Origin of the sequence: Streptomyces sp. NTH33, assembly GCF_003236365.1 — a bacterium.
Taxonomy (GTDB): domain Bacteria; phylum Actinomycetota; class Actinomycetes; order Streptomycetales; family Streptomycetaceae; genus Streptomyces.
Genome location: NZ_POTZ01000096.1, coordinates 1 through 18,723 on the forward strand (window position 1 = coordinate 1; position 18,723 = coordinate 18,723).

General features: G+C 71.7%; 16 protein-coding genes, 2 pseudogenes and 1 riboswitch. Of the genes and pseudogenes, 10 read left to right on the top strand and 8 right to left on the bottom strand.

Annotated features, from left to right (window positions below; genetic code table 11):
- The first annotated feature begins 48 nt into the window (after window positions 1-48).
- A complete protein-coding gene (locus C1I97_RS12550) occupies window positions 49-1,287 on the top strand; it encodes a carboxylate--amine ligase (protein ID WP_111003298.1) in 1,239 nt (412 codons plus the stop codon).
- Window positions 1,288-1,480: 193 nt separating this feature from the next.
- On the top strand, window positions 1,481-2,290 hold the full coding sequence (locus C1I97_RS12555; RefSeq protein WP_111003299.1) for an HAD family hydrolase: 810 nt from the start codon (window positions 1,481-1,483) through the stop codon (window positions 2,288-2,290).
- Window positions 2,291-2,292: 2 nt separating this feature from the next.
- Here the strand turns inward: C1I97_RS12555 and C1I97_RS12560 are convergent, their stop codons facing one another.
- Window positions 2,293-2,787 (bottom strand): transglycosylase SLT domain-containing protein, encoded by a 495-nt coding sequence (locus tag C1I97_RS12560; RefSeq protein ID WP_111003300.1) that lies wholly within the window; start codon window positions 2,785-2,787, stop codon window positions 2,293-2,295.
- A gap of 3 nt (window positions 2,788-2,790) precedes the next feature.
- A riboswitch (cyclic di-AMP (ydaO/yuaA leader) is annotated at window positions 2,791-2,981 on the bottom strand.
- 485 nt (window positions 2,982-3,466) lie between these two features.
- Here C1I97_RS12560 and C1I97_RS12565 point away from each other — a divergent pair.
- The 5 genes and pseudogenes from C1I97_RS12565 to C1I97_RS12585 all read left to right on the top strand — a co-directional run.
- Complete coding sequence (locus C1I97_RS12565; protein WP_111003301.1) at window positions 3,467-4,477, top strand: polyprenyl synthetase family protein; 1,011 nt, start codon at window positions 3,467-3,469, stop codon at window positions 4,475-4,477.
- A gap of 295 nt (window positions 4,478-4,772) precedes the next feature.
- Window positions 4,773-5,984, top strand: coding sequence for a LolA family protein (locus C1I97_RS12570; protein ID WP_111003302.1), 1,212 nt, complete (start codon window positions 4,773-4,775; stop codon window positions 5,982-5,984).
- 46 nt (window positions 5,985-6,030) lie between these two features.
- Window positions 6,031-6,975: an ABC transporter ATP-binding protein gene (locus C1I97_RS12575; protein ID WP_111003303.1), complete on the top strand. Its 945-nt coding sequence runs from the start codon at window positions 6,031-6,033 to the stop codon at window positions 6,973-6,975.
- Complete coding sequence (locus C1I97_RS12580) at window positions 6,962-7,837, top strand: ABC transporter permease (protein WP_111003304.1); 876 nt, start codon at window positions 6,962-6,964, stop codon at window positions 7,835-7,837. The genes C1I97_RS12575 and C1I97_RS12580 overlap by 14 nt, the downstream gene beginning before the upstream one ends.
- A 158-nt stretch (window positions 7,838-7,995) precedes the next feature.
- Window positions 7,996-8,523: pseudogene (locus C1I97_RS12585) on the top strand (hypothetical protein); the annotation flags it as partial.
- Here C1I97_RS12585 and C1I97_RS12590 read toward each other — a convergent pair.
- The 7 genes and pseudogenes from C1I97_RS12590 to C1I97_RS12620 all read right to left on the bottom strand — a co-directional run.
- A pseudogene (locus C1I97_RS12590) lies at window positions 8,520-8,927 on the bottom strand (VOC family protein); the annotation flags it as partial. The pseudogenes C1I97_RS12585 and C1I97_RS12590 overlap by 4 nt on opposite strands.
- A 95-nt stretch (window positions 8,928-9,022) precedes the next feature.
- Entirely contained in the window at window positions 9,023-9,985 is a 963-nt protein-coding gene (rarD, locus tag C1I97_RS12595) for an EamA family transporter RarD (RefSeq protein ID WP_111003305.1), read from the bottom strand.
- Between the two features lie 141 nt (window positions 9,986-10,126).
- A complete protein-coding gene (locus C1I97_RS12600) occupies window positions 10,127-11,206 on the bottom strand; it encodes a 2-oxoacid:ferredoxin oxidoreductase subunit beta (RefSeq protein ID WP_111003306.1) in 1,080 nt (359 codons plus the stop codon).
- Window positions 11,199-13,127: a 2-oxoacid:acceptor oxidoreductase subunit alpha gene (locus C1I97_RS12605; protein ID WP_111003307.1), complete on the bottom strand. Its 1,929-nt coding sequence runs from the start codon at window positions 13,125-13,127 to the stop codon at window positions 11,199-11,201. Before C1I97_RS12605 ends, C1I97_RS12600 begins: the two co-directional genes overlap by 8 nt.
- Before the next feature lie 157 nt (window positions 13,128-13,284).
- Window positions 13,285-13,956, bottom strand: a complete 672-nt coding sequence (locus tag C1I97_RS12610) for a response regulator transcription factor (RefSeq protein WP_111003308.1) — start codon at window positions 13,954-13,956, stop codon at window positions 13,285-13,287.
- A 224-nt stretch (window positions 13,957-14,180) separates the two neighbouring features.
- A complete protein-coding gene (locus C1I97_RS12615; RefSeq protein WP_111003309.1) occupies window positions 14,181-15,560 on the bottom strand; it encodes a sensor histidine kinase in 1,380 nt (459 codons plus the stop codon).
- Between the two features lie 138 nt (window positions 15,561-15,698).
- The gene (locus C1I97_RS12620; protein ID WP_111003310.1) at window positions 15,699-16,922 is read right to left on the bottom strand and encodes a sensor histidine kinase; all 1,224 of its coding nucleotides are present in this window, start codon (window positions 16,920-16,922) and stop codon (window positions 15,699-15,701) included.
- 221 nt (window positions 16,923-17,143) lie between these two features.
- Here C1I97_RS12620 and C1I97_RS12625 point away from each other — a divergent pair, with 221 nt between their 5' ends.
- The 3 genes from C1I97_RS12625 to C1I97_RS12635 all read left to right on the top strand — a co-directional run.
- Window positions 17,144-17,551, top strand: coding sequence for an NADH-quinone oxidoreductase subunit A (locus tag C1I97_RS12625; RefSeq protein ID WP_111003311.1), 408 nt, complete (start codon window positions 17,144-17,146; stop codon window positions 17,549-17,551).
- The gene (locus C1I97_RS12630) at window positions 17,542-18,150 is read left to right on the top strand and encodes an NADH-quinone oxidoreductase subunit B (RefSeq protein WP_111003312.1); all 609 of its coding nucleotides are present in this window, start codon (window positions 17,542-17,544) and stop codon (window positions 18,148-18,150) included. The genes C1I97_RS12625 and C1I97_RS12630 overlap by 10 nt, the downstream gene beginning before the upstream one ends.
- Window positions 18,147-18,723: NADH-quinone oxidoreductase subunit C (locus C1I97_RS12635; RefSeq protein ID WP_146608199.1), on the top strand; the 577-nt coding region annotated here is incomplete at its 3' end. The genes C1I97_RS12630 and C1I97_RS12635, both read left to right, overlap by 4 nt.

The window sequence follows — 18,723 nt, forward strand, 5'->3', positions numbered from 1 at the left end:
CTCCATAGGGGGACACGTGGGGGGCCCGTGGCCAGGAATGCCGTCAGTGTGCCTTTCCGGGCCGACCGTGAGGTACCGGGCCTGATCGTGAAGTTCGGGGACTATCCGCTGCACCACGGCGGGGTGGGCGCGATCCGCAGCCTGGGCCGTCTCGGCGTCCCCGTGTACGCGATCACCGAGGACGCGTACACGCCCGCCGCAGCCTCCCGCTATCTCACACGCGCGTTCGTCTGGCCGACACGGGGCACGGAGGGGGCGGACCACCTGGTGGAGGGCCTGCTGAGGATCGGCCGCCGCATCGGCCGGCCCGCCGTCCTCGTGCCCACGGACGAGGAGGCCGCCGTCCTGATCGCAGAACACCAGGACGAACTGGGGAGCCGCTTCCTCTTCCCGCGCGTCGCCCCCGGTCTGCCGCGCCGTCTGGCCAGCAAGCAGGGCCTGCACGAGCTGTGCGTGGAGCACGGCATCCCCAGCCCCGCGGCCGCCTTCCCGCAGTCGTACGACGACATCGTGGCGTTCGCCGACAAGGCCCGCTTCCCGGTGGTGGCCAAGAACCGCGAGGCGTTCGTACGGCGCAGCAGCCCGGCGGTGAACGGCACCACGAGGATCACCACCCGCGAGGGCCTGCTGACCCTCGCCCGTGACTGGGGCGAGCGGCCGGGCGTGATCCTCCAGGAGTATCTGCCGCGGGAGAAGGCCGAGGACTGGATCGTGCACGCCTACTTCGGCCAGGACTCGGCCCCGCTCGCGATGTTCACCGGCGTCAAGGTCCGCTCCTGGCCGCCGCACGCGGGGATGACGGCGAACGCGTACGTCGTCGACAACCCGGAACTCGCCGACCTCGCCGCGCGTTTCATCAAGCAGATCGGCTTCACCGGCATCGTCGATCTCGACCTGCGCTTCGACCGGCGCGACGGACAGTACAAGCTCCTCGACTTCAACCCGCGCATGGGCGCCCAGTTCCGGCTCTTCGAGAGCGAGTCGGGGGTGGACGTCGTGCGTGCCATGCACCTCGACCTGACCGGGCGCGCCGTACCGGAGGGAGAGCAGCGCGCGGGTCACCGGTACGTCGTGGAGAACATCGACCTGCCCGCCCTCCTCGCCTACCGCCGCAGCGGCTACACGACGCCGCACGCGCCGGCGAGGGCGAGCGGGACGGAGCTGGCCTGGCTGGCGGGTGACGACCCGCTGCCGTTCCTCACCATGCTCGCGCGCTTCGTGCGGCCCGGCGCGAAGCACCTCTACCAACTGTGGCGGACCAACCGCCGCGGCAGCACGACCGGATAGGGCAGCCGGCCCCGCGGTGGCTCAACCGACCCGCAGAGGCGCACGGTTGAGCAATCAAAGAGACTCCCCGCCCGGGACGCCGAAGCGCCCGCCGGAAAGGGGAGTTGAGGGGAGGGAGCCGGAACGGCCCTGCCCGTGGCCGTCGTCCGGTTCCCGTCGAGTCGCGGGCGCGGCGGGTCCGTATTCTCTGATCATGGCCCCTCCCCTCGCATACGCCCTCATCGCCACCGACCTGGACGGAACGCTGCTGCGCGGCGACGACACCCTGTCCGAACGGTCCCTCGCCGCGCTCGCGCGGGTGGCGGACGCCGGTGCCCGGCACCTCGTGGTGACCGGACGGTCGGCGCCGAGGGTACGGCCGCTGCTCGAGACCCTGGGCACCACGGGGCTCGCGGTGTGCGGTCAGGGCGCACAGGTCTACGACGCCGGGACGGACCGTCTGCTGTGGTCGGTCACCCTGGACCGGGAGCTGGCCGAGACCGCGCTCGGCAAGATCGAGGCCGAGGTGGGCGAGGTGTACGCCGCCGTCGACCAGGACGGCGTCGACGGGCTCACGCTCGTCGAGCCGGGGTACCGCATGCCGCACCCGACCCTGCCCGCCGTGCGGGTCGACCGGCGCGACGACCTGTGGCGCACGCCCATCAGCAAGGTGCTGCTACGCCATCCCGTGCTGTCCGACGACGAGTTGGCGGTGGCGGCGCGCGGCGTGGTGGGCTCCCTGGCCACGGTCACCATGTCGGGCCCGGGGACCGTCGAGCTCCAGCCGTGCGGCATCACCAAGGCGACCGGGCTGGCGCTGGCCGCCGAACGCCTGGGGCTGGGCCGCGAGAGCGCCCTCGCCTTCGGCGACATGCCCAACGACATCCCCATGTTCCAGTGGGCCGCCCGGGGCGTCGCCATGGCCAACGCCCATCCCGAGCTGAAGGCGGTGGCGGACGAGGTCACGCTGTCGAACGAGGACGACGGCATCGCCGTCGTCCTCGAACGATTGTTTGCCCAGTAGGCCTAGTAGGCGCCGGAGACGTTGTCGATCGAGCCGTACCGCTTGGCCGCGTAGTTGCAGGCGGCGGTGATGTTCGCGACCGGGTCGTAGATGTCGTACGAGGTTCCCGGGACGTGGTAGGCCCGGAAGGTCGGGTCGATGACCTGCAGCAGACCCTTGGACGGGATTCCCTTGGCCGCGTTGGAGTCCCAGAGGTTGATGGCCCGCGGGTTGCCGGAGGACTCGCGCATGACGTTGCGGTGGATGCCGTTGTAGGTGCCCGGGATGCCGTTCTTCCGCATGACCTCCAGGGAGGCCCGGATCCAGCCGTCGAGGTTGTTCGGGTAGCCGATGCCCGTGGCCGTCCTGACGGTGGCCTCGCCGGCCGGAGTCGCCGCGGACGCGCTGGTGGCACCGAGGAGCGGAACGGCGAGGACGGCGGCGCCCGTGCCGGTGACGGCGAGGGCGCGGACGACACGGGACATGCGGAAGCGGTGGTGCTGACCCTTGGCAGGCATGGGGAATTTCCTCTCCGTCGCCTGCGGGGTGAGCTGTCGGGTTCGGGCGGGGAGGTGCCCGGCCGCGCCCTTGAGGGCACGGCTTCACCCCGAGCCGTTCCGGCGCGGCGTACGACACAGGACGTACGGCGCCCGGCCCGGCGACTTACCTGGGTCCCCCGCTCCTGCCGTGCGTGACTCGGTCGATGGGATCGCGGGCGGCGGCAGGATTCGGCGTCCGCCCGTCGGCCGGGAACGTATGCGAGAGCACATGTCCGGAACAAGGGCCGGATTCACGGATCACCCCGATTGGCCTTGATCCAAGGGGTATGAGGTACTTGATCCTTTGCGTCCGCCAAGGCTCAACTGGCATACGGGCAAAGGCGAAATCAAACCGACCGGAGGGAAACGAGCGGAAAGGCCGACGTGACCCAATTCACGGTTTGACGGCACGAGGAGCAATTGCGGCCAACGGGAATTGAAATACCAATAGGGGTGAATCGGGCCGTAAGAGTGAGCGTCCGTACGGGCCGCGCGGCAGGCGCGTGATGGTGGTCACGTCGGGTGATGCCGCCTGACCCGTATCGGTGGGCGCTATCGGTGATCGAAACTTGACCGGATACGCTGACTTGAGTGATGGCAGCGACCTATCGACAAGCCGTGTGACCGCCAGCTGACACCAGCAGACAGGAGACCCCTCGTGACCGTCGTCGGGCCGTTCGGGCTGAACGTACGGGACCAGGCTCTCGAAGCCGATGTCCAGACCGGGCTGGCGGCTGTCGAGGAAGGGCTGCTCGAGGCCACCAAGAGCGAGGTCCCCTTCATCACGGAGGCCGCCCAGCACCTCGTCAGGGCGGGCGGGAAGCGGTTCCGCCCGCTGCTCGTGATGCTCGCGGCCCAGTTCGGAGACCCGTACGCGCCGGGGATCGTGCCGTCGGCCGTGGTCGTGGAACTGACCCACCTGGCGACGTTGTACCACGACGACGTGATGGACGAGGCGGCGGTGCGCCGCGGAGTGGCCAGCGCGAACACCCGCTGGGGCAACTCCGTGGCCGTCCTGACCGGCGACTTCCTGTTCGCCCGGGCCTCGCAGATCCTCGCCGACCTCGGGCCGGAGGCGGTCCGGGTGCAGGCCGTGGCGTTCGAGCGGCTGGTCACCGGGCAGATCCTGGAGACGGCGGGCCCGCAGGACGGCCGGGACCCGGTCGACCACTACCTGGACGTGTTGGGCGGCAAGACCGGGTCGCTGGTGGCGGTGTCGTGCCGGTTCGGCGCGATGATGTCCGGTGCCGACGAGACGGTCGTGGACGTGCTGACGCAGTACGGCGAGCGGCTGGGCGTCGCCTTCCAGCTCGCGGACGACGTCCTGGACATCGCCTCCGACTCGCACGAGTCCGGCAAGACGCCCGGCACGGATCTGCGGGAGGGCATCGCCACGCTGCCGGTCCTGCGGCTGCGTGAACGCGCGGCCCGGATGGGACTGGCCGAGGACGTCGCCCTGTGCGAGCTGCTGGCCTCCGACCTGAGCGACGACGCGCGGCACGCCGAGGCACTGGCGGCGCTGCGCACGCACCCGGCGCTGGAGCAGGCCCGCCGGGACACCGTGCGCTACGCCGAGGAGGCGCGGGCCGCGCTGGCTCCGCTGCGCGAGTGCGCCGCGAAGGCCGCGCTGACGGACCTGTGCGACGCGGTGGTGCACCGGGCCGGCTAGGCCTGTCCGGCGGACCGGGCCGGTTCCGGGCACGGGGCCGGTCAGGGGCTCCGGCTGCTCCATTCGGGTGGCGCTCTCCACCCCGACCCCTACGGGGTGACGGAGGCGCCGCCCTTTTCGTGTCATACCGCAGGCGTACACGAGTTGGCTCCGGAGGCTGACGCTTCCTCGTGGCCGATTTGGTCAGATGGAATACACGGACCACACCACTCCTCACCGGTTTGGGTGAGAATGGCGGCTCGGAGTGGACCCTGTGCGAAGGACAGCCGCCGCCGACGACGGAGGTAGGGCACACATGGCACCGTACGAATCCGACGACAACACGGGCGCCGGGGAGGCCGACGGCCTGCACCCGGGACGGCGCAGGGCCGTACGCTACGTCGTTCCGGTCACGGTGGTGGGGGTGGCGGCGGCGACCATCGGGCTCGTCCCGGCACTCGCCGACTCCGGCGACCCCGACCTGCCGAAGATCACCGCGCAGCAACTCGTCGAGAAAATCGCCCGGTCGGACGTCCAGCGGATGTCCGGCACGGTCAAGATCAGCACCGACCTGGGCCTGCCCGACCTCGGCGGCCTGGAGAGCGGTCTGATCTCCGGCGCCGGCAAGGGCGGTGAGGGTTCGTCGGCCGACCCGACGTCCAAGCTGACCGAACTGGCCTCCGGCACGCACACCCTGCGCGTCGCGGCCGACGGCCAGGACCGGCAGAAGGTCTCGCTGATCGAGAAGGCGGCCGAGTACAGCCTCATCCACAACGGCAAGGACGTCTGGGGCTACGACAGCAGGTCGAACGAGGTCTTCCACGGCACGGCGGCCGACAGCGGCAAGAGGCACAGGGCCGAAGTGCCCGCCATGCCCGAGGACTTCGCCGACCAGGCCCTGAAGTCGGTCGACGACACCACCTCGGTGACCGTCGACGGCACCGCGCGGGTCGCCGGCCGCGACGCCTACCGGCTGGTCGTCAAGCCGAAGCACGCCTCCGGCACCACGGTCGGTGCGATCAGCATCGCGGTGGACGCCGGGACCGGGCTGCCGCTGAAGTTCACGCTCACCCCGGCGAGCGGCGGCGCCGCCGTCGTGGACGCGGGCTTCACCCGGATCAGCTTCGCCAAGCCGGCCGCCGCCACGTTCGACTTCACCCCGCCCAAGGGAGCGAAGGTCACCGAGGAGAAGGACACCGGCAAGGACGCGGGCAAGGGCGCGGGCAAGGACACCGGCCCGGCGCGGAAGGACCTCGCCGCGAGCGGCGGCCCGACGGTCCTCGGCAAGGGCTGGAACTCCGTCGCCGTGTTCGGCTCCGGCGCCGAGGGCGGCATCCCGTCGTCCTCCGGCAAGGGCGACCCGAGCGGCTTCCTCGGCTCGCTCGGCGACCGCGTCTCCGGCAAGTTCGGCAAGGGCACGGTCTTCTCCACCCGCCTGATCAACGCCCTGATGACGGACGACGGCAAGGTCTACGTCGGTGCCGTCACCAAGGACGAGCTGGTGAAGGCGGCGAACACCGGGCGGTGACGCCGCGCGGTGCGTACCCGACGGGCACGACGGAACGAGGGAGCCGATGGACGAAGGGGACGACGGTGTCATCCACACCCGCGGGCTCACCAAGCGCTACCGCGGCGGACAGCTCGCCGTCGACGGTCTCGACCTGACCGTCCCGGCGGGCAGCGTCTTCGGCTTCCTCGGTCCGAACGGCTCGGGCAAGACCACCACCATCCGCATGCTGATGGGGCTCGTCGAGCCCACCTCCGGCACGGCGCGGGTGCTGGGGCACGCCATGCCCCGGTCCTCGCGCGCCGTGCTGCCCCGGGTCGGCGCGCTCATCGAGGGCCCGGCCCTGTACGGCTTCCTGACCGGCCGGGACAACCTGCTGCGCCACGACGCCGCCGACCCGACCGCCGACCCCCGCACCCGGCGCGTCCGGGTCGCCGCCGCGCTGGACCGGGTGGGCCTGACGGCGGCCGCGGGCAAGAAGGCAAGGGCGTACTCCCTGGGCATGAAACAGCGCCTCGGCCTGGCCGCGGCCCTGCTCCAGCCGCGCGAGCTGCTCGTCCTGGACGAGCCGACCAACGGCCTCGACCCGCAGGGCATGCGCGAGATCCGCTCCCTGGTGCGGGAGCTGGCCTCCGACGGCACGACCGTCTTCCTCTCCTCCCACCTGCTGGACGAGATCGAGCAGGTGTGCACCCACGCGGCCGTCATGACCCGGGGCCGGCTGGTCACCCAGGGCGCGGTGGCCGAGCTGGCCGCCGGTGCGCGCGGCCGGCTGGTGGTGACCACGCCGGACACCGGGGAGGCGGCCCGGGTGCTGAAGGAACAAGGCGTCGGCGATGTCGTCGTCGACGAGGACCGGGTGACCGGCGACCCGCCGGAGCGCGACCTCGCCGAGGTGACCGCCGCGCTGGTGACGGCGGGCGTCCGGGTCCGTGGTCTCGGGCTCGAACGGGCCTCGCTGGAGGACGCGTTCGTGGCACTCACGGGGGAGGGCTTCGATGTCGCGGGCTGAGGCCGTCGTACGCGCCCCGGGCCCGCTGTGGACCTTCGGGCTGCTGCGCAGCGAGCTGGCCACCACCTTCCGGCGCTGGCGCACCCTCGCCCTGCTGGGCGTGCTGGCCGCCGTGCCGGTCCTGGTCGGAGTGGCCGTCAGGATCGAGACGGGCGGCGGCTCGTCGATGGGCCACGGGGGAGGCGGTGAGGGACCGGCGTTCATCACGCAGATCACCAACAACGGACTGTTCCTGGTCTTCACCGCGCTGGCCGCCACCCTGCCGTTCTTCCTGCCGATGGCCGTCGGCGTGATCGCGGGCGACGCGATCGCCGGGGAGGCGAGCGCGGGCACCCTGCGTTATCTGCTGGTCGCCCCGGCCGGCCGCACCCGCCTGTTGCTGACCAAATACGCCACGACGATGGCGTTCTGCCTGGTCGCCACCCTCGTGGTCGCCGTCTCGGCGCTCGCCGTGGGCGCCCTGCTCTTCCCGCTCGGCGATCTGACGACCATCTCCGGCACGCGGATCGGCTTCGCCGAGGGCCTGGGCCGGGCGCTGCTGATCGCCCTCGTCGTCGCCGTGTCCCTGGCCGGTCTCGCCGCCCTCGGCCTGTTCGTCTCGACGCTGACCAACAGCGGCATCGCGGCGATGGCCACGACCGTGGGCCTACTGATCACCGTCCAGATCCTCGACCAGATCCCCCAACTCCACGCGATCCAGCCGTACCTCTTCTCCCACTACTGGCTGTCCTTCGCCGACCTCATGCGCGAGCCGGTCTACTGGGACGGCCTGGTGAAGAACCTTCAGCTGCAGGCCCTGTACGCGGCGGTATTCGGCTCGGCGGCCTGGGCACGGTTCACGGCCAAGGACATCACCGCGTAAGGACCGGCCCTCGTGACGGCGTCGGCCACCGGTTCCTGGTGCGAGTCTGTGACGCCGCGGTGACGTGGGCAGGGCAGGCGGGCGGCGAGACTCGGCAGTATGCGTACGACCGGAGGGCACTCACCCGAGCGGGGGAGCCCATGTCCCGACTGAGCCGCGAGCCCGCCACCGCCCGCGGTTTCGACGCCGTCGCCGAGGCCGTGCTCGGCGAGGACTCCAGGACAGCGGCCGGCGGGACAGGCGCCGTCCTGCTCGCCGAACCCCTGGCGCGGATCAACGAGGCCGTGAAGGGGGGCCGTATCGGCGAGGCGGCGACGGTCGCGGAACGCACCGTGGCGCAGGCCTCCGGCACACTCGGCCCGGACCACCCCGAGGTGCTGCGCCTGCGCGAACTGACCGCCTACATCGCCTACCTGGCAGGCGACCCGCTCCGTTCCTTCCGCCTCTGCATCGACCTCGCCCGCATCCACCACCGCAACCGCGACGCGGAGGCCGCCTACGGCGACATCCAGAGCGCGGCCACCGCCTGGCGCGCGGTCCGCGACCCCGAGCAGGGCCTGCGCCTCGGCCGCGACCTGATCGGTCTGTGGACCGAACTCACCATCGAGGACGGCCCCGCCGCCGACGACATGGAACAACTGCACTCCGCCCGCACCCGCATGGGCCGCCTCGCCGCACGGGCCCGCAGCACGCTCGCGCCGAGTGCCTTCAGCCGCTCCACCTCGTCCGCGCGCCGGCCCTCGCCGGGATGCAGGTCGAGGTGGAGCCGGTTCTTGCCGGCCTTGGCCTCCGGCACCCGCTGGAACAGCAGCCGCCTGCCCAGACCCGTGCCGCGCTCGGGGTCGTACGGGTCGTCGGGGTGCCGTACGGCGATCAGGTCCCGGAAGGCCGGGCGGCCGTGGAACTCGACAGTGGCCTCGCCCGGCAGCGCCCCGGACTCCAGCAGCCGCTCGACGAACGCGCTGTTGTCCTCCACCTCGTAGTGCAGCGCGGCGGCCCAGAAGTCGGCCTGCGCGTGCGGGTCGGTGGAGTCGATGACGAGCTTCCAGTGCAGCGGGGCGGGCGTGGAGGCCGTGGACGGCTGTGTCATGTACCAGTTATATCGGCTGACGGCCGGCGGTCCGGTCGCTTTTCGTCTCCCGGCTCACCGTGTACGGCACCCGGATCCGGGCCTCGCGGCGACGCCTACGCGTCCACCGGGTCCACGCTCGCCACCGCCGCCGCCCGGGGAGCCCCGAGCCGGGCCCTGAGCATTGCCGCCTGCCGGACCGTGCGCAGGCCGTCCCAGGTCAGGAGGGTCAGGGCCAGCCAGACCAGGGCGAATCCGGCCCAGCGCTCGGCGGGCATGGACTCGTGGAAGTAGACGATGCCCAGCAGGAACTGGAGGACCGGGGCCATGTACTGCAGCAGGCCCAGGGTGGAGAGCGGCACCCGTATCGCGGCCGCGCCGAAGCAGACCAGGGGCAGGGCGGTGACGATGCCCGTGGAGGCGAGCAGGGCGGCGTGCCCGGCGCCCTCGGTGGCGAAGGTGGAGCGGCCCTGGGCGCTCAGCCACAGCAGGTAGGCCAGGGCGGGAAGGAACTGGACGGCGGCCTCGGCGGCCAGCGACTCGACGCCGCCGAGGTTGACCTTCTTCTTCACCAGACCGTAGGTGGCGAAGGAGAAGGCCAGGCACAGGGAGATCCACGGCGGGCGGCCGTAGCCGATGGTCAGCACCACGACGGCGGCGGCGCCGATGCCGACCGCCGCCCACTGCACGGGCCGCAGCCGTTCCTTGAGGAGCAGCACGCCCATCGCGATGGTGACCAGCGGGTTGATGAAGTAGCCGAGGGAGGCCTCGACGACGTGCCCGCTGTTCACGGACCAGATGTAGACGCCCCAGTTGACGGTGATCACCGCGGCGGCGACCGTGACGAGGCCCAGCCTGCGCGGCTGCCGCAGCAGTTCGCCGGCCCAGGCCCAGCGGCGTACGACGAGCAGCGCGGCGGCGACGAAGGCGAGGGACCACACCATGCGCTGGGCGAGGATCTCGACCGCCCCGGCGGGCTTGAGCAGCGGCCAGAAGAGGGGGACGATGCCCCACATCCCGTAGGCGGCGATGCCGTTCAGCAGTCCTGTGCGCCGTTCACCCCTCGGCTTCTCGCTCAAGAGATCCTCCTTCGATGCCTTGGCCGCGTGCCGTGCGGCACGCACGAAGGTAACGCCGGGCGCCCCCGCCTGTCATACCCGTACTGCAATACGGTCATGACAGGCGGGGGCGCCCGGCGCACTCGGAGGGAGGCGGCGTACTCAGCCGACGACGGTCCAGGTGTCCCCGCCGGCCAGCAGCGCCGCCAGGTCTCCCTTGCCGCGCTGCTCGATCGCCGTGTCCAGCTGGTCGGCCATCGCGGCGTCGTACACCGGGCGGTCGACGGAGCGGAGCACACCGATCGGCGTGTGGTGCAGGGTGTCCGGGTCGGCGAGCCGGGACAGTGCGAAGGCCGTGGTCGGCGAGGCCGCGTGGGCGTCGTGGACGAGGATCTCGGAGGCGTTCTCCGGGGTGACGTCGACGATCTTCAGGTCGCCGGTGGCCGCGTCCCGTACGACACCGCGCTCGTTGTCCGCGCCGAAGCGGATCGGCTGTCCGTGCTCGAGGCGGATCAGGGCCTCCTGGGCCTGCTGGCGGTCCTTGAGGGCGTCGAAGGCGCCGTCGTTGAAGATGTTGCAGTTCTGGTAGATCTCGATCAGCGCCGTGCCGGGGTGGGCGGCGGCCTGGCGCAGCACCTCGGTCAGGTGCTTGCGGTCGGAGTCGATCGTCCGCGCCACGAAGGACGCCTCCGCGCCGATCGCCAGCGAGACGGGGTTGAAGGGCGCGTCCAGCGAGCCCATCGGCGTCGACTTGGTGATCTTGCCGACCTCGGAGGTCGGGCTGTACTGGCCCTTGGTCAGGCCGTAGATCCGGTTGTTGAACAGCAGGATCTTGAGGTTGACGTTGCGGCGCAGGGCGTGGATGAGGTGGTTGCCGCCGATGGACAGCGCGTCGCCGTCACCGGTCACCACCCACACGCTCAGGTCGCGCCGCGAGGTCGCCAGGCCGGTGGCGATGGCGGGGGCACGGCCGTGGATGGAGTGCATCCCGTAGGTGTTCATGTAGTACGGGAAGCGGGAGGAGCAGCCGATGCCGGAGACGAAGACGATGTTCTCCCGGGCCAGCCCCAGCTCCGGCATGAAGCCCTGGACGGCCGCGAGGATCGCGTAGTCGCCACAGCCGGGGCACCAGCGCACTTCCTGGTCGGACTTGAAGTCCTTCATGGACTGCCTGGCCTCGGCCTTCGGCACCAGGGAGAGCGCCTCGACCGTGCTCCTGCCTTCCGTAGACGTCTCAGCCATCGATGGCCTCCTTCAGAGCCGTGGCGAGCTGTTCGGCCTTGAACGGCATGCCGTTGACCTGGTTGTACGAATGCGCGTCCACCAGGTACTTCGCCCGCACCAGCGTGGCGAGCTGCCCGAGGTTCATCTCGGGGATCACCACCTTGTCGTACGCCTGCAGCACCGCGCCGAGGTTCTTCGGGAAGGGGTTGAGGTGGCGCAGATGGGCCTGCGCGATGGACTCCCCGGCCGCGCGCAGCCGGCGCACCGCCGCCGTGATCGGGCCGTACGTGGAGCCCCAGCCGAGCACCAGGGTGCGTGCCCCGGTGGGGTCGTCGACCTCCACGTCCGGGACCTCGATGCCGTCGACCTTGGCCTGCCGGGTGCGGACCATGAAGTCGTGGTTGGCGGGGTCGTAGGAGATGTTGCCCGTGCCGTCCTGCTTCTCGATGCCGCCGATGCGGTGCTCCAGGCCCGGCGTGCCCGGGACCGCCCACGGCCGGGCCAGCGTCTTCGCATCCCGCTTGTACGGCCGGAACACCTCGGTGCCGTCGGCCAGGGTGTGGTTGGGGCCCTGCGCGAACTGCACGGTGAGGTCCGGCAGTTCGTCCAGCTCGGGGATGCGCCACGGCTCGGAGCCGTTGGCCAGGTAGCCGTCGGAGAGCAGGAACACCGGGGTGCGGTACGTCAGCGCGATCCGGGCCGCGTCCAGGGCGGCGTCGAAGCAGTCGGCCGGGGTGCGGGGGGCGACCACCGGGACCGGGGCCTCGCCGTTGCGGCCGTACATCGCCTGCAGCAGGTCGGCCTGCTCGGTCTTGGTCGGCAGGCCGGTGGACGGTCCGCCGCGCTGGATGTCGACGACCAGCAGCGGCAGCTCCAGGGACACCGCCAGGCCGATGGTCTCCGACTTCAGTGCCACACCCGGACCCGAGGTGGTGGTCACGGCGAGGGAGCCGCCGAAGGCCGCGCCCAGCGCCGCGCCGATGCCGGCGATCTCGTCCTCGGCCTGGAAGGTCCGCACGCCGAAGTTCTTGTGCCGGGACAGCTCGTGCAGGATGTCCGAGGCCGGGGTGATCGGGTACGAGCCCAGGTACAGCGGCAGGTCCGCCTGCCGCGAGGCGGCAATGAGGCCGTAGGCCAGGGCCAGGTTCCCGGAGATGTTCCGGTAGGTGCCGACGGGGAAGGCCTTGGTGGCCGGGACGACCTCGTAGGAGACCGCGAAGTCCTCCGTCGTCTCGCCGAAGTTCCAGCCCGCCCGGAAGGCGGCGATGTTGGCGGCCGCGATGTCCGGCTTCTTGGCGAACTTCTTCCTCAGGAACTTCTCGGTGCCCTCGGTGGGCCGGTGGTACATCCAGCTCAGCAGGCCCAGCGCGAACATGTTCTTGCTGCGCTCGGCCTCCTTGCGGGACAGGTCGAACTCCTTCAGCGCCTCCACCGTCAGCGTGGTCAGCGGCACCGGGTGCAGGTGGTAGCCGTCCAGCGAGCCGTCCTGAAGCGGGGAGGCGTCGTAGCCGACCTTCGCCATCGCGCGCTTGGTGAACTCGTCGGTGTTGACGATGATCTCCGCGCCGCGCGGCAGATCGCCGATGTTCGCCTTCAGCGCCGCCGGGTTCATCGCCACCAGCACGTTCGGCGCGTCGCCCGGGGTGAGGATGTCGTGGTCGGCGAAGTGCAGCTGGAAGGAGGACACGCCCGGCAGGGTCCCGGCGGGGGCCCGGATCTCGGCCGGGAAGTTCGGCAGGGTCGACAGGTCGTTGCCGAACGACGCCGTCTCCGACGTGAACCGGTCACCGGTGAGCTGCATGCCGTCACCCGAGTCACCCGCGAACCGGATGATCACCCGGTCCAGACGGCGGACGTCCTTCGTCCCGGCCGCTTTGCGCTGTTCTCCCACGACGGCTCCGTCGGCCTGTTCCGCTGGACTGCTGACCTGGCTGGTCACTGAACTGGACCTCCCTCGAGGCGGCTGTGCGGGAGCGGCCTTCCCGAAGACCTTCCCGGTGCCAACCCTACGTCGGTCAGGGTCACCTTCCCTGTACCGTTCGCATACTGGACGCATTGCTGAGACGGTCCGGTCCGCTCGGCACAGTGTCGGACGATCATGAGTTCAGGTAGGTGAGGACGGCCAGAACACGCCGGTGGTCCCCGTCGCTCGGGGACAGCCCGAGCTTCAGGAAGATGTTGCTGACGTGCTTCTCGACCGCGCCGTCGCTCACCACCAGCTGACGGGCGATCGCCGAGTTCGTCCGCCCCTCGGCCATCAGGCCCAGCACCTCCCGCTCCCGCGGGGTGAGCCCGGCCAGCACGTCCTGCTTGCGGCTGCGCCCGAGCAGCTGGGCGACCACCTCCGGGTCCAGGGCCGTACCGCCCCCGGCGACCCGCACCACCGCGTCCACGAACTCCCGGACCTCGGCCACCCGGTCCTTGAGCAGGTAGCCCACCCCTCGACTGGAACCGGCCAGCAGCTCGGTGGCGTACCGCTCCTCCACGTACTGCGACAGCACCAGCACACCCAGTCCCGGGTGCGCCTTGCGCAGCTGCACCGCGGCCCGCACCCCCTCGTCGGTGTGCGTCGGCGGCATCCGTACGTCCGCCACGACGACGTCGGGCAGCGCCGACTGGTCGTGCAGCTCCGTGATGGTCTTGATCAGCGCCTCGGCGTCGCCGACACCCGCGACGACCTCGTGCCCGCGGTCGGTCAGCAGCCGGGTCAGGCCCTCCCTGAGCAGCACTGAATCCTCGGCGATGACCACCCGCACCCTGTCCTCCACGATCCTCGGCCCCCCACAGCCCCGCTCATCGGTCGTTGCCTACGACATGGTCCAGCATTCCAGCATTCGGACCCTGCCGCGCCCGGGGCACGGGAAGTGGGGGAGGTGACTGCACGTTTGACCGCATGTTTCGGCCTGCCGGCCACATGTTTCGGCCTGCCGGCCGCGGCCGGGTGGCCGCGGCCGGCAGGCCGCACGTCGAAGGAACCGGACCCGCGGTGCGCTCAGCGCCGCCAGGGCAGCTCCGCCGTTACCCGGGTGGGCCCGCCGGCGGGCGAGTCGACGACCAGGATCCCGTCCACCGCGTCCAGCCGCTCGGCCAGCCCCGCCAGGCCCGACCCCTCGGACGGGTCCGCACCGCCGACCCCGTCGTCCACGACCTGCAGCATCAGCCGGTCCTCCGCCCGCCACACGTCGACGGAGGCGGACCGCGCCCGGCTGTGCTTGCTGATGTTCTGCAGCAGCTCGGAGACGGTGAAGTAGGCGATGCCCTCGATCGCCGGCGCCGGCCGCTCCGCCAGGTCCACCTCCACCCGCACCGGCACGGTGCAGCGCGAGGCGACCGAGGACAGGGCCGCGTCCAGGCCGCGGTCGGTCAGTACGGCGGGGTGGATGCCGCGGGCCAGGTCGCGCAGCTCCTGCAGCGCGGTCTTCACCTCGCCGTGCGCCTCGTCCACCATCCGCGCCGCCGCCCGCGGGTCCTCCGCCAGCTTCTCCTTCGCCAGCCCCAGATCCATCGCCAGCGCCACCAGCCGGGCCTGCGCGCCGTCGTGCAGGTCGCGCTCGATGCGCCGCAGGTCGGCGGCGGCCGTGTCGACCACGACGCCCCGGTCCGACTCCAGCTCCACCACCCGCGCCGACAGCCGCGACGGCCCGAGCAGCCCGTGCACCAGCACCCGGTCCACCGTCGTCAGCGCCCGCACGATCCACGGCGTGGCCAGCGTGAACAGCAGCCCCACCAGAGCGGTCACCGTGATTTCGAACGGGTTGTCGAGGTAGATCCCGTGCTGCCCGTCGCCGTAGAGCTGGATGCCGCCCTGGCCGGCCCACATCGGGAAGACCCAGAACCACAGCGGGTACGTCAGCAGCCCCCAGCCCAGCGTCCAGAAGGTCAGCGCGACCGAGAAGGAGAACACCGCCCACGGGAACTGCAGCGCGGCGTAGAGCAGGGCCCGCCAGGAGCTGCCGCTCTTCAGCAGGCTCCCCGTCCAGGCCAGGACGCCCGGCTCCTTCGTCCGCAGCGGCTCCGGCTCGGCCACCTCCAGACCGAGCAGACCGCGCGCCCGCGCGCGCTCCAGCATGCCGAACAGGCGGCAGCCGGCCAGCGCCGCCGCCAGCACCGGGACACCGAAGAACGTCACCAGCAGGCCCACGCCCAGCGACACCATCGTGACGGCGTACGTGAAGAGCATGATGCCGATCGGCAGGCTCAGCAGCACGTATCCGAACTCGCGCCAGCTGCGCGCCTCGAACGGCGCCCGCAGCCCGGCAGGCAGCAGGTGCCGCCGCCGGCCGGTGCCGTCGTCGTGGAACCCGTCCCCGCTGTCGGGCCCGTACCTCTGCCCGTACCCCGGTCCGTACTGCGGTCCGTACTGGGTGGCCATCGGCGTCGTCCCGTTCCCCTCGTCGTGCTGTGCGTCCTGCGGCTCGTCTTCTGCGGCTGTCCCGCCCTGCTTCCAGCCTGCTCGGCCGCGGGGGGCGGGACCATGGAGTGCGTCGGCGTCTCGGGCGGGGGGTTTTCCCTACCCCCGGTCGGGGGCGCCCGCGCCGGGGCCGTCCGTGCGGTCCCGCCACGGCAGTTCCGCCGTGACCGTCGTCGGGCCGCCCGGCGGCGAGTCGACGACGAACAGGCCGTCGACCGCGTCCAGCCGCTCGGCCAGGCCGCGCATCCCCGTCCCGCCGTCCATCCGGGCGCCACCGTGCCCGTCGTCCCACACCTGGATCAGCAGCTGGTCCTCGGCCCGCCACACGTCGACGGAGGCGGACCGGGCCCCGCTGTGCTTGCTGACGTTCTGCAGCAGCTCGGAGACGGTGAAGTAGGCGATGCCCTCGATCGCCGGCGCCGGGCGGGCGCCCAGGTCGGCCGTCACCTTCACCGGCACGGTGCAGCGCGAGGCGACCGAGGACAGGGCCGCGTCCAGGCCGCGGTCGGTCAGTACGGCGGGGTGGATGCCGCGGGCCAGGTCGCGCAGCTCCTGCAGCGCGAGCTTCACCTCGCCGTGCGCCTCCTCGACCATCGCGGCGACGTGCTCGTCGGCCCGGCCCTCCAGCAGCTTCTCCTTGGCCAGGCCGAGCCCCATGGCCAGGTTGACCAGCCGGGCCTGCGCGCCGTCGTGCAGGTCGCGCTCGATGCGCCGCAGGTCGGCGGCGGCCGTGTCGACCACGACACCCCGGTCGGACTCCAGTTCGGCGATCCGCCGCTCCAGCTCGTCGGAGGGCGAGAGCAGGGCGCGCACCATCGCCCGGTCCACGTTCGCCATGCCCCGCGCGAGGAACGGCAGCACCGGCCAGAGCACGAAGAGCGAGACCAGCGTGACCGTGAAGGTGAGCACCCCCCAGGGCATCCGCATGAAGTGGTACAGCGCCGTGCGCCAGCCCACCGGGTCCTTCAGCGCCGTCCAGAGCCGGTTGGGCAGCCCCTTCGTGCGGAGCAGCGGCAGCGGGCTCGGCTCCTCGATCCGCACCCCGAGCAGCGCCCGGGCCCGCGCCCGCTCCAGCCTGCCCAGCTGCCGCGTGCCCATCAGCCCGGCCGCCAGCAACGGGAAGCCGATCACGTTCAGCGTCAGCGCGGCGCCGGTGAACAGCACCGACACCACATACACGAAGCCGAACAGCGACACCGGCAGGTTCGCCAGGAGATGCGTGATCTCCTTCCAGGTGGGCAGGTCGTAGGCGAGACGAGCCGGGGGCAGCCGGTCCTCGGCGCCGTCTGCCGCCGGATCGGCGGCGGAGATGCGTGCGGTCATACGGGTCAGCGTGCCGTGCGGCGCGCGAGGGCGCCATGAGGTCGGCCGCCCTGCCCGGCGGGGGAAAACCCCACCCCCGCATCCCACGGGGCGACGGGCTGCTTACCGTCCCCTTATCAGGGCCTAGACTCCCGTGCGTACAAATCGTCGAACACAGGACCAGAAGACAGGGCCGACAGGGCCGACAGGGCCGACAGGGCCAGGGAGCGAGGGGACGGACGGTGCGGGAGACGTTGCGGGGGTCGACCGCCGTCGTCGCGGCGGACTACTTCCAGTCCTATTCGGTCGTCGGACTGCTCGCCGTCGTGGGCGTGCTGTTCGTCGCGGTCGCCTTCGGCGCGGGCCGGCTGCTGCGCCCGGTGGTCCCCACCCCGGAGAAACTGCTGACGTACGAGTGCGGTGTCGACCCCGTCGGCGAGGGCTGGGCGCACACCCAGGTCCGCTACTACGTCTACGCCTTCCTGTACGTCGTCTTCGCCGTCGACTCGATCTTCCTGTTCCCCTGGGCGACGGTCTTCGCCGCCCCCGGCTACGGCGCGACGACGCTCGTGGAGATGTTCGTCTTCCTCGGCTTCCTGACCGTGGGCCTGCTGTACGCATACAAGAAGGGCGTCCTGGCATGGACGTGAACCCCGAGCCCGTTCCGCTGCCGGAGCCGAAGAGGCTGGGCGCGCTCGCCCGGCTGGCTCCCGAGCCGATGAAGGTCGTCCTGAACTGGGGCCGCCGCTACTCGCTGTGGGTCTTCAACTTCGGCCTCGCCTGCTGCGCGATCGAGTTCATCGCCGCGTCGATGGCCCGGCACGACTTCATCCGGCTCGGCGTGATCCCGTTCGCGCCCGGGCCGCGCCAGGCCGACCTGATGGTGGTGTCCGGCACGGTCACGGACAAGATGGCCCCGGCGGTCAAGCGCCTGTACGAGCAGATGCCCGAGCCGAAGTACGTCATCTCCTTCGGCGCCTGCTCCAACTGCGGCGGCCCGTACTGGGACTCGTACTCCGTCACCAAGGGCGTCGACCAGATCATCCCGGTGGACGTCTACGTCCCCGGCTGCCCGCCGCGCCCGGAGGCGCTGCTCCAGGGGATCCTGAAGCTCCAGGAGAAGATCGCGCGGGAGTCGCTGGGGGAGCGGTACGGGGTCGAGGCGGCGCGTCCCTCGACGGCGGCGCTGCGCAGCGGGCTGGTGAGGCCGCCGGCCGCCGGAACCGCCGGTGAGGGGGACGCGCGATGAGCGGTGCCGCTGTCGGCTGGCTGCCCGCACCCGCCGAGGAGCTGTTCGGCGCCGGTGCCACGGCCGAGGAGTCCTACGAGGTCCTCACGGTGGACGTGCCGCCCACCGCGTGGGTGCCCGCGCTGCTGACCGCCCGCGACGAGCTGGGCTGCACCTACTTCGACTGGCTGAGCGCGGTCGACGAACCGGGCACGGGCTTCCGTGTCTCGGCCCACGTCGTCGCCCTCGCCCCGGTACGGCGCCTGCTGCTGCGCACGACGGTCCCGCACGAGGCGCCGGTGCTGCCCACCGCGGTCGACGTCTACGCGGGCGCGGCCTGGCACGAGCGCGAGACGCACGAGATGTTCGGGGTCGGCTTCGAGGGCCACCCCGCCCTGGACCACCTCCTCCTGCCGGAGACCTTCGAGGGCCACCCCCTGCGCAAGGACTTCGTCCTGGCCGCCCGCGTCGCCAAGGCCTGGCCGGGGGCGAAGGAGCCGGGGGACTCGGATCACGGCGGTCCCAAGCGCCGCCAGATGCTGCCCCCGGGCGTCCCCGACCCCAACGAGTGGGGTCCCCTGAAGGGCCAGCTCC

Bases quoted from the DNA above. Each gene is read 5' to 3' on its own strand.
- C1I97_RS12555 (WP_111003299.1), top strand. From the start codon at position 1,481: ATGGCCCCTCCCCTCGCATACGCCCTCATCGCCACCGACCTGGACGGA.
- C1I97_RS12615 (WP_111003309.1), bottom strand. From the start codon at position 15,560: ATGGCCACCCAGTACGGACCGCAGTACGGACCGGGGTACGGGCAGAGG.
- C1I97_RS12560 (WP_111003300.1), bottom strand. From the start codon at position 2,787: ATGCCTGCCAAGGGTCAGCACCACCGCTTCCGCATGTCCCGTGTCGTC.
- C1I97_RS12620 (WP_111003310.1), bottom strand. From the start codon at position 16,922: ATGACCGCACGCATCTCCGCCGCCGATCCGGCGGCAGACGGCGCCGAG.
- C1I97_RS12575 (WP_111003303.1), top strand. From the start codon at position 6,031: ATGGACGAAGGGGACGACGGTGTCATCCACACCCGCGGGCTCACCAAG.
- C1I97_RS12580 (WP_111003304.1), top strand. From the start codon at position 6,962: ATGTCGCGGGCTGAGGCCGTCGTACGCGCCCCGGGCCCGCTGTGGACC.
- C1I97_RS12600 (WP_111003306.1), bottom strand. From the start codon at position 11,206: ATGGCTGAGACGTCTACGGAAGGCAGGAGCACGGTCGAGGCGCTCTCC.
- C1I97_RS12570 (WP_111003302.1), top strand. From the start codon at position 4,773: ATGGCACCGTACGAATCCGACGACAACACGGGCGCCGGGGAGGCCGAC.
- C1I97_RS12630 (WP_111003312.1), top strand. From the start codon at position 17,542: ATGGACGTGAACCCCGAGCCCGTTCCGCTGCCGGAGCCGAAGAGGCTG.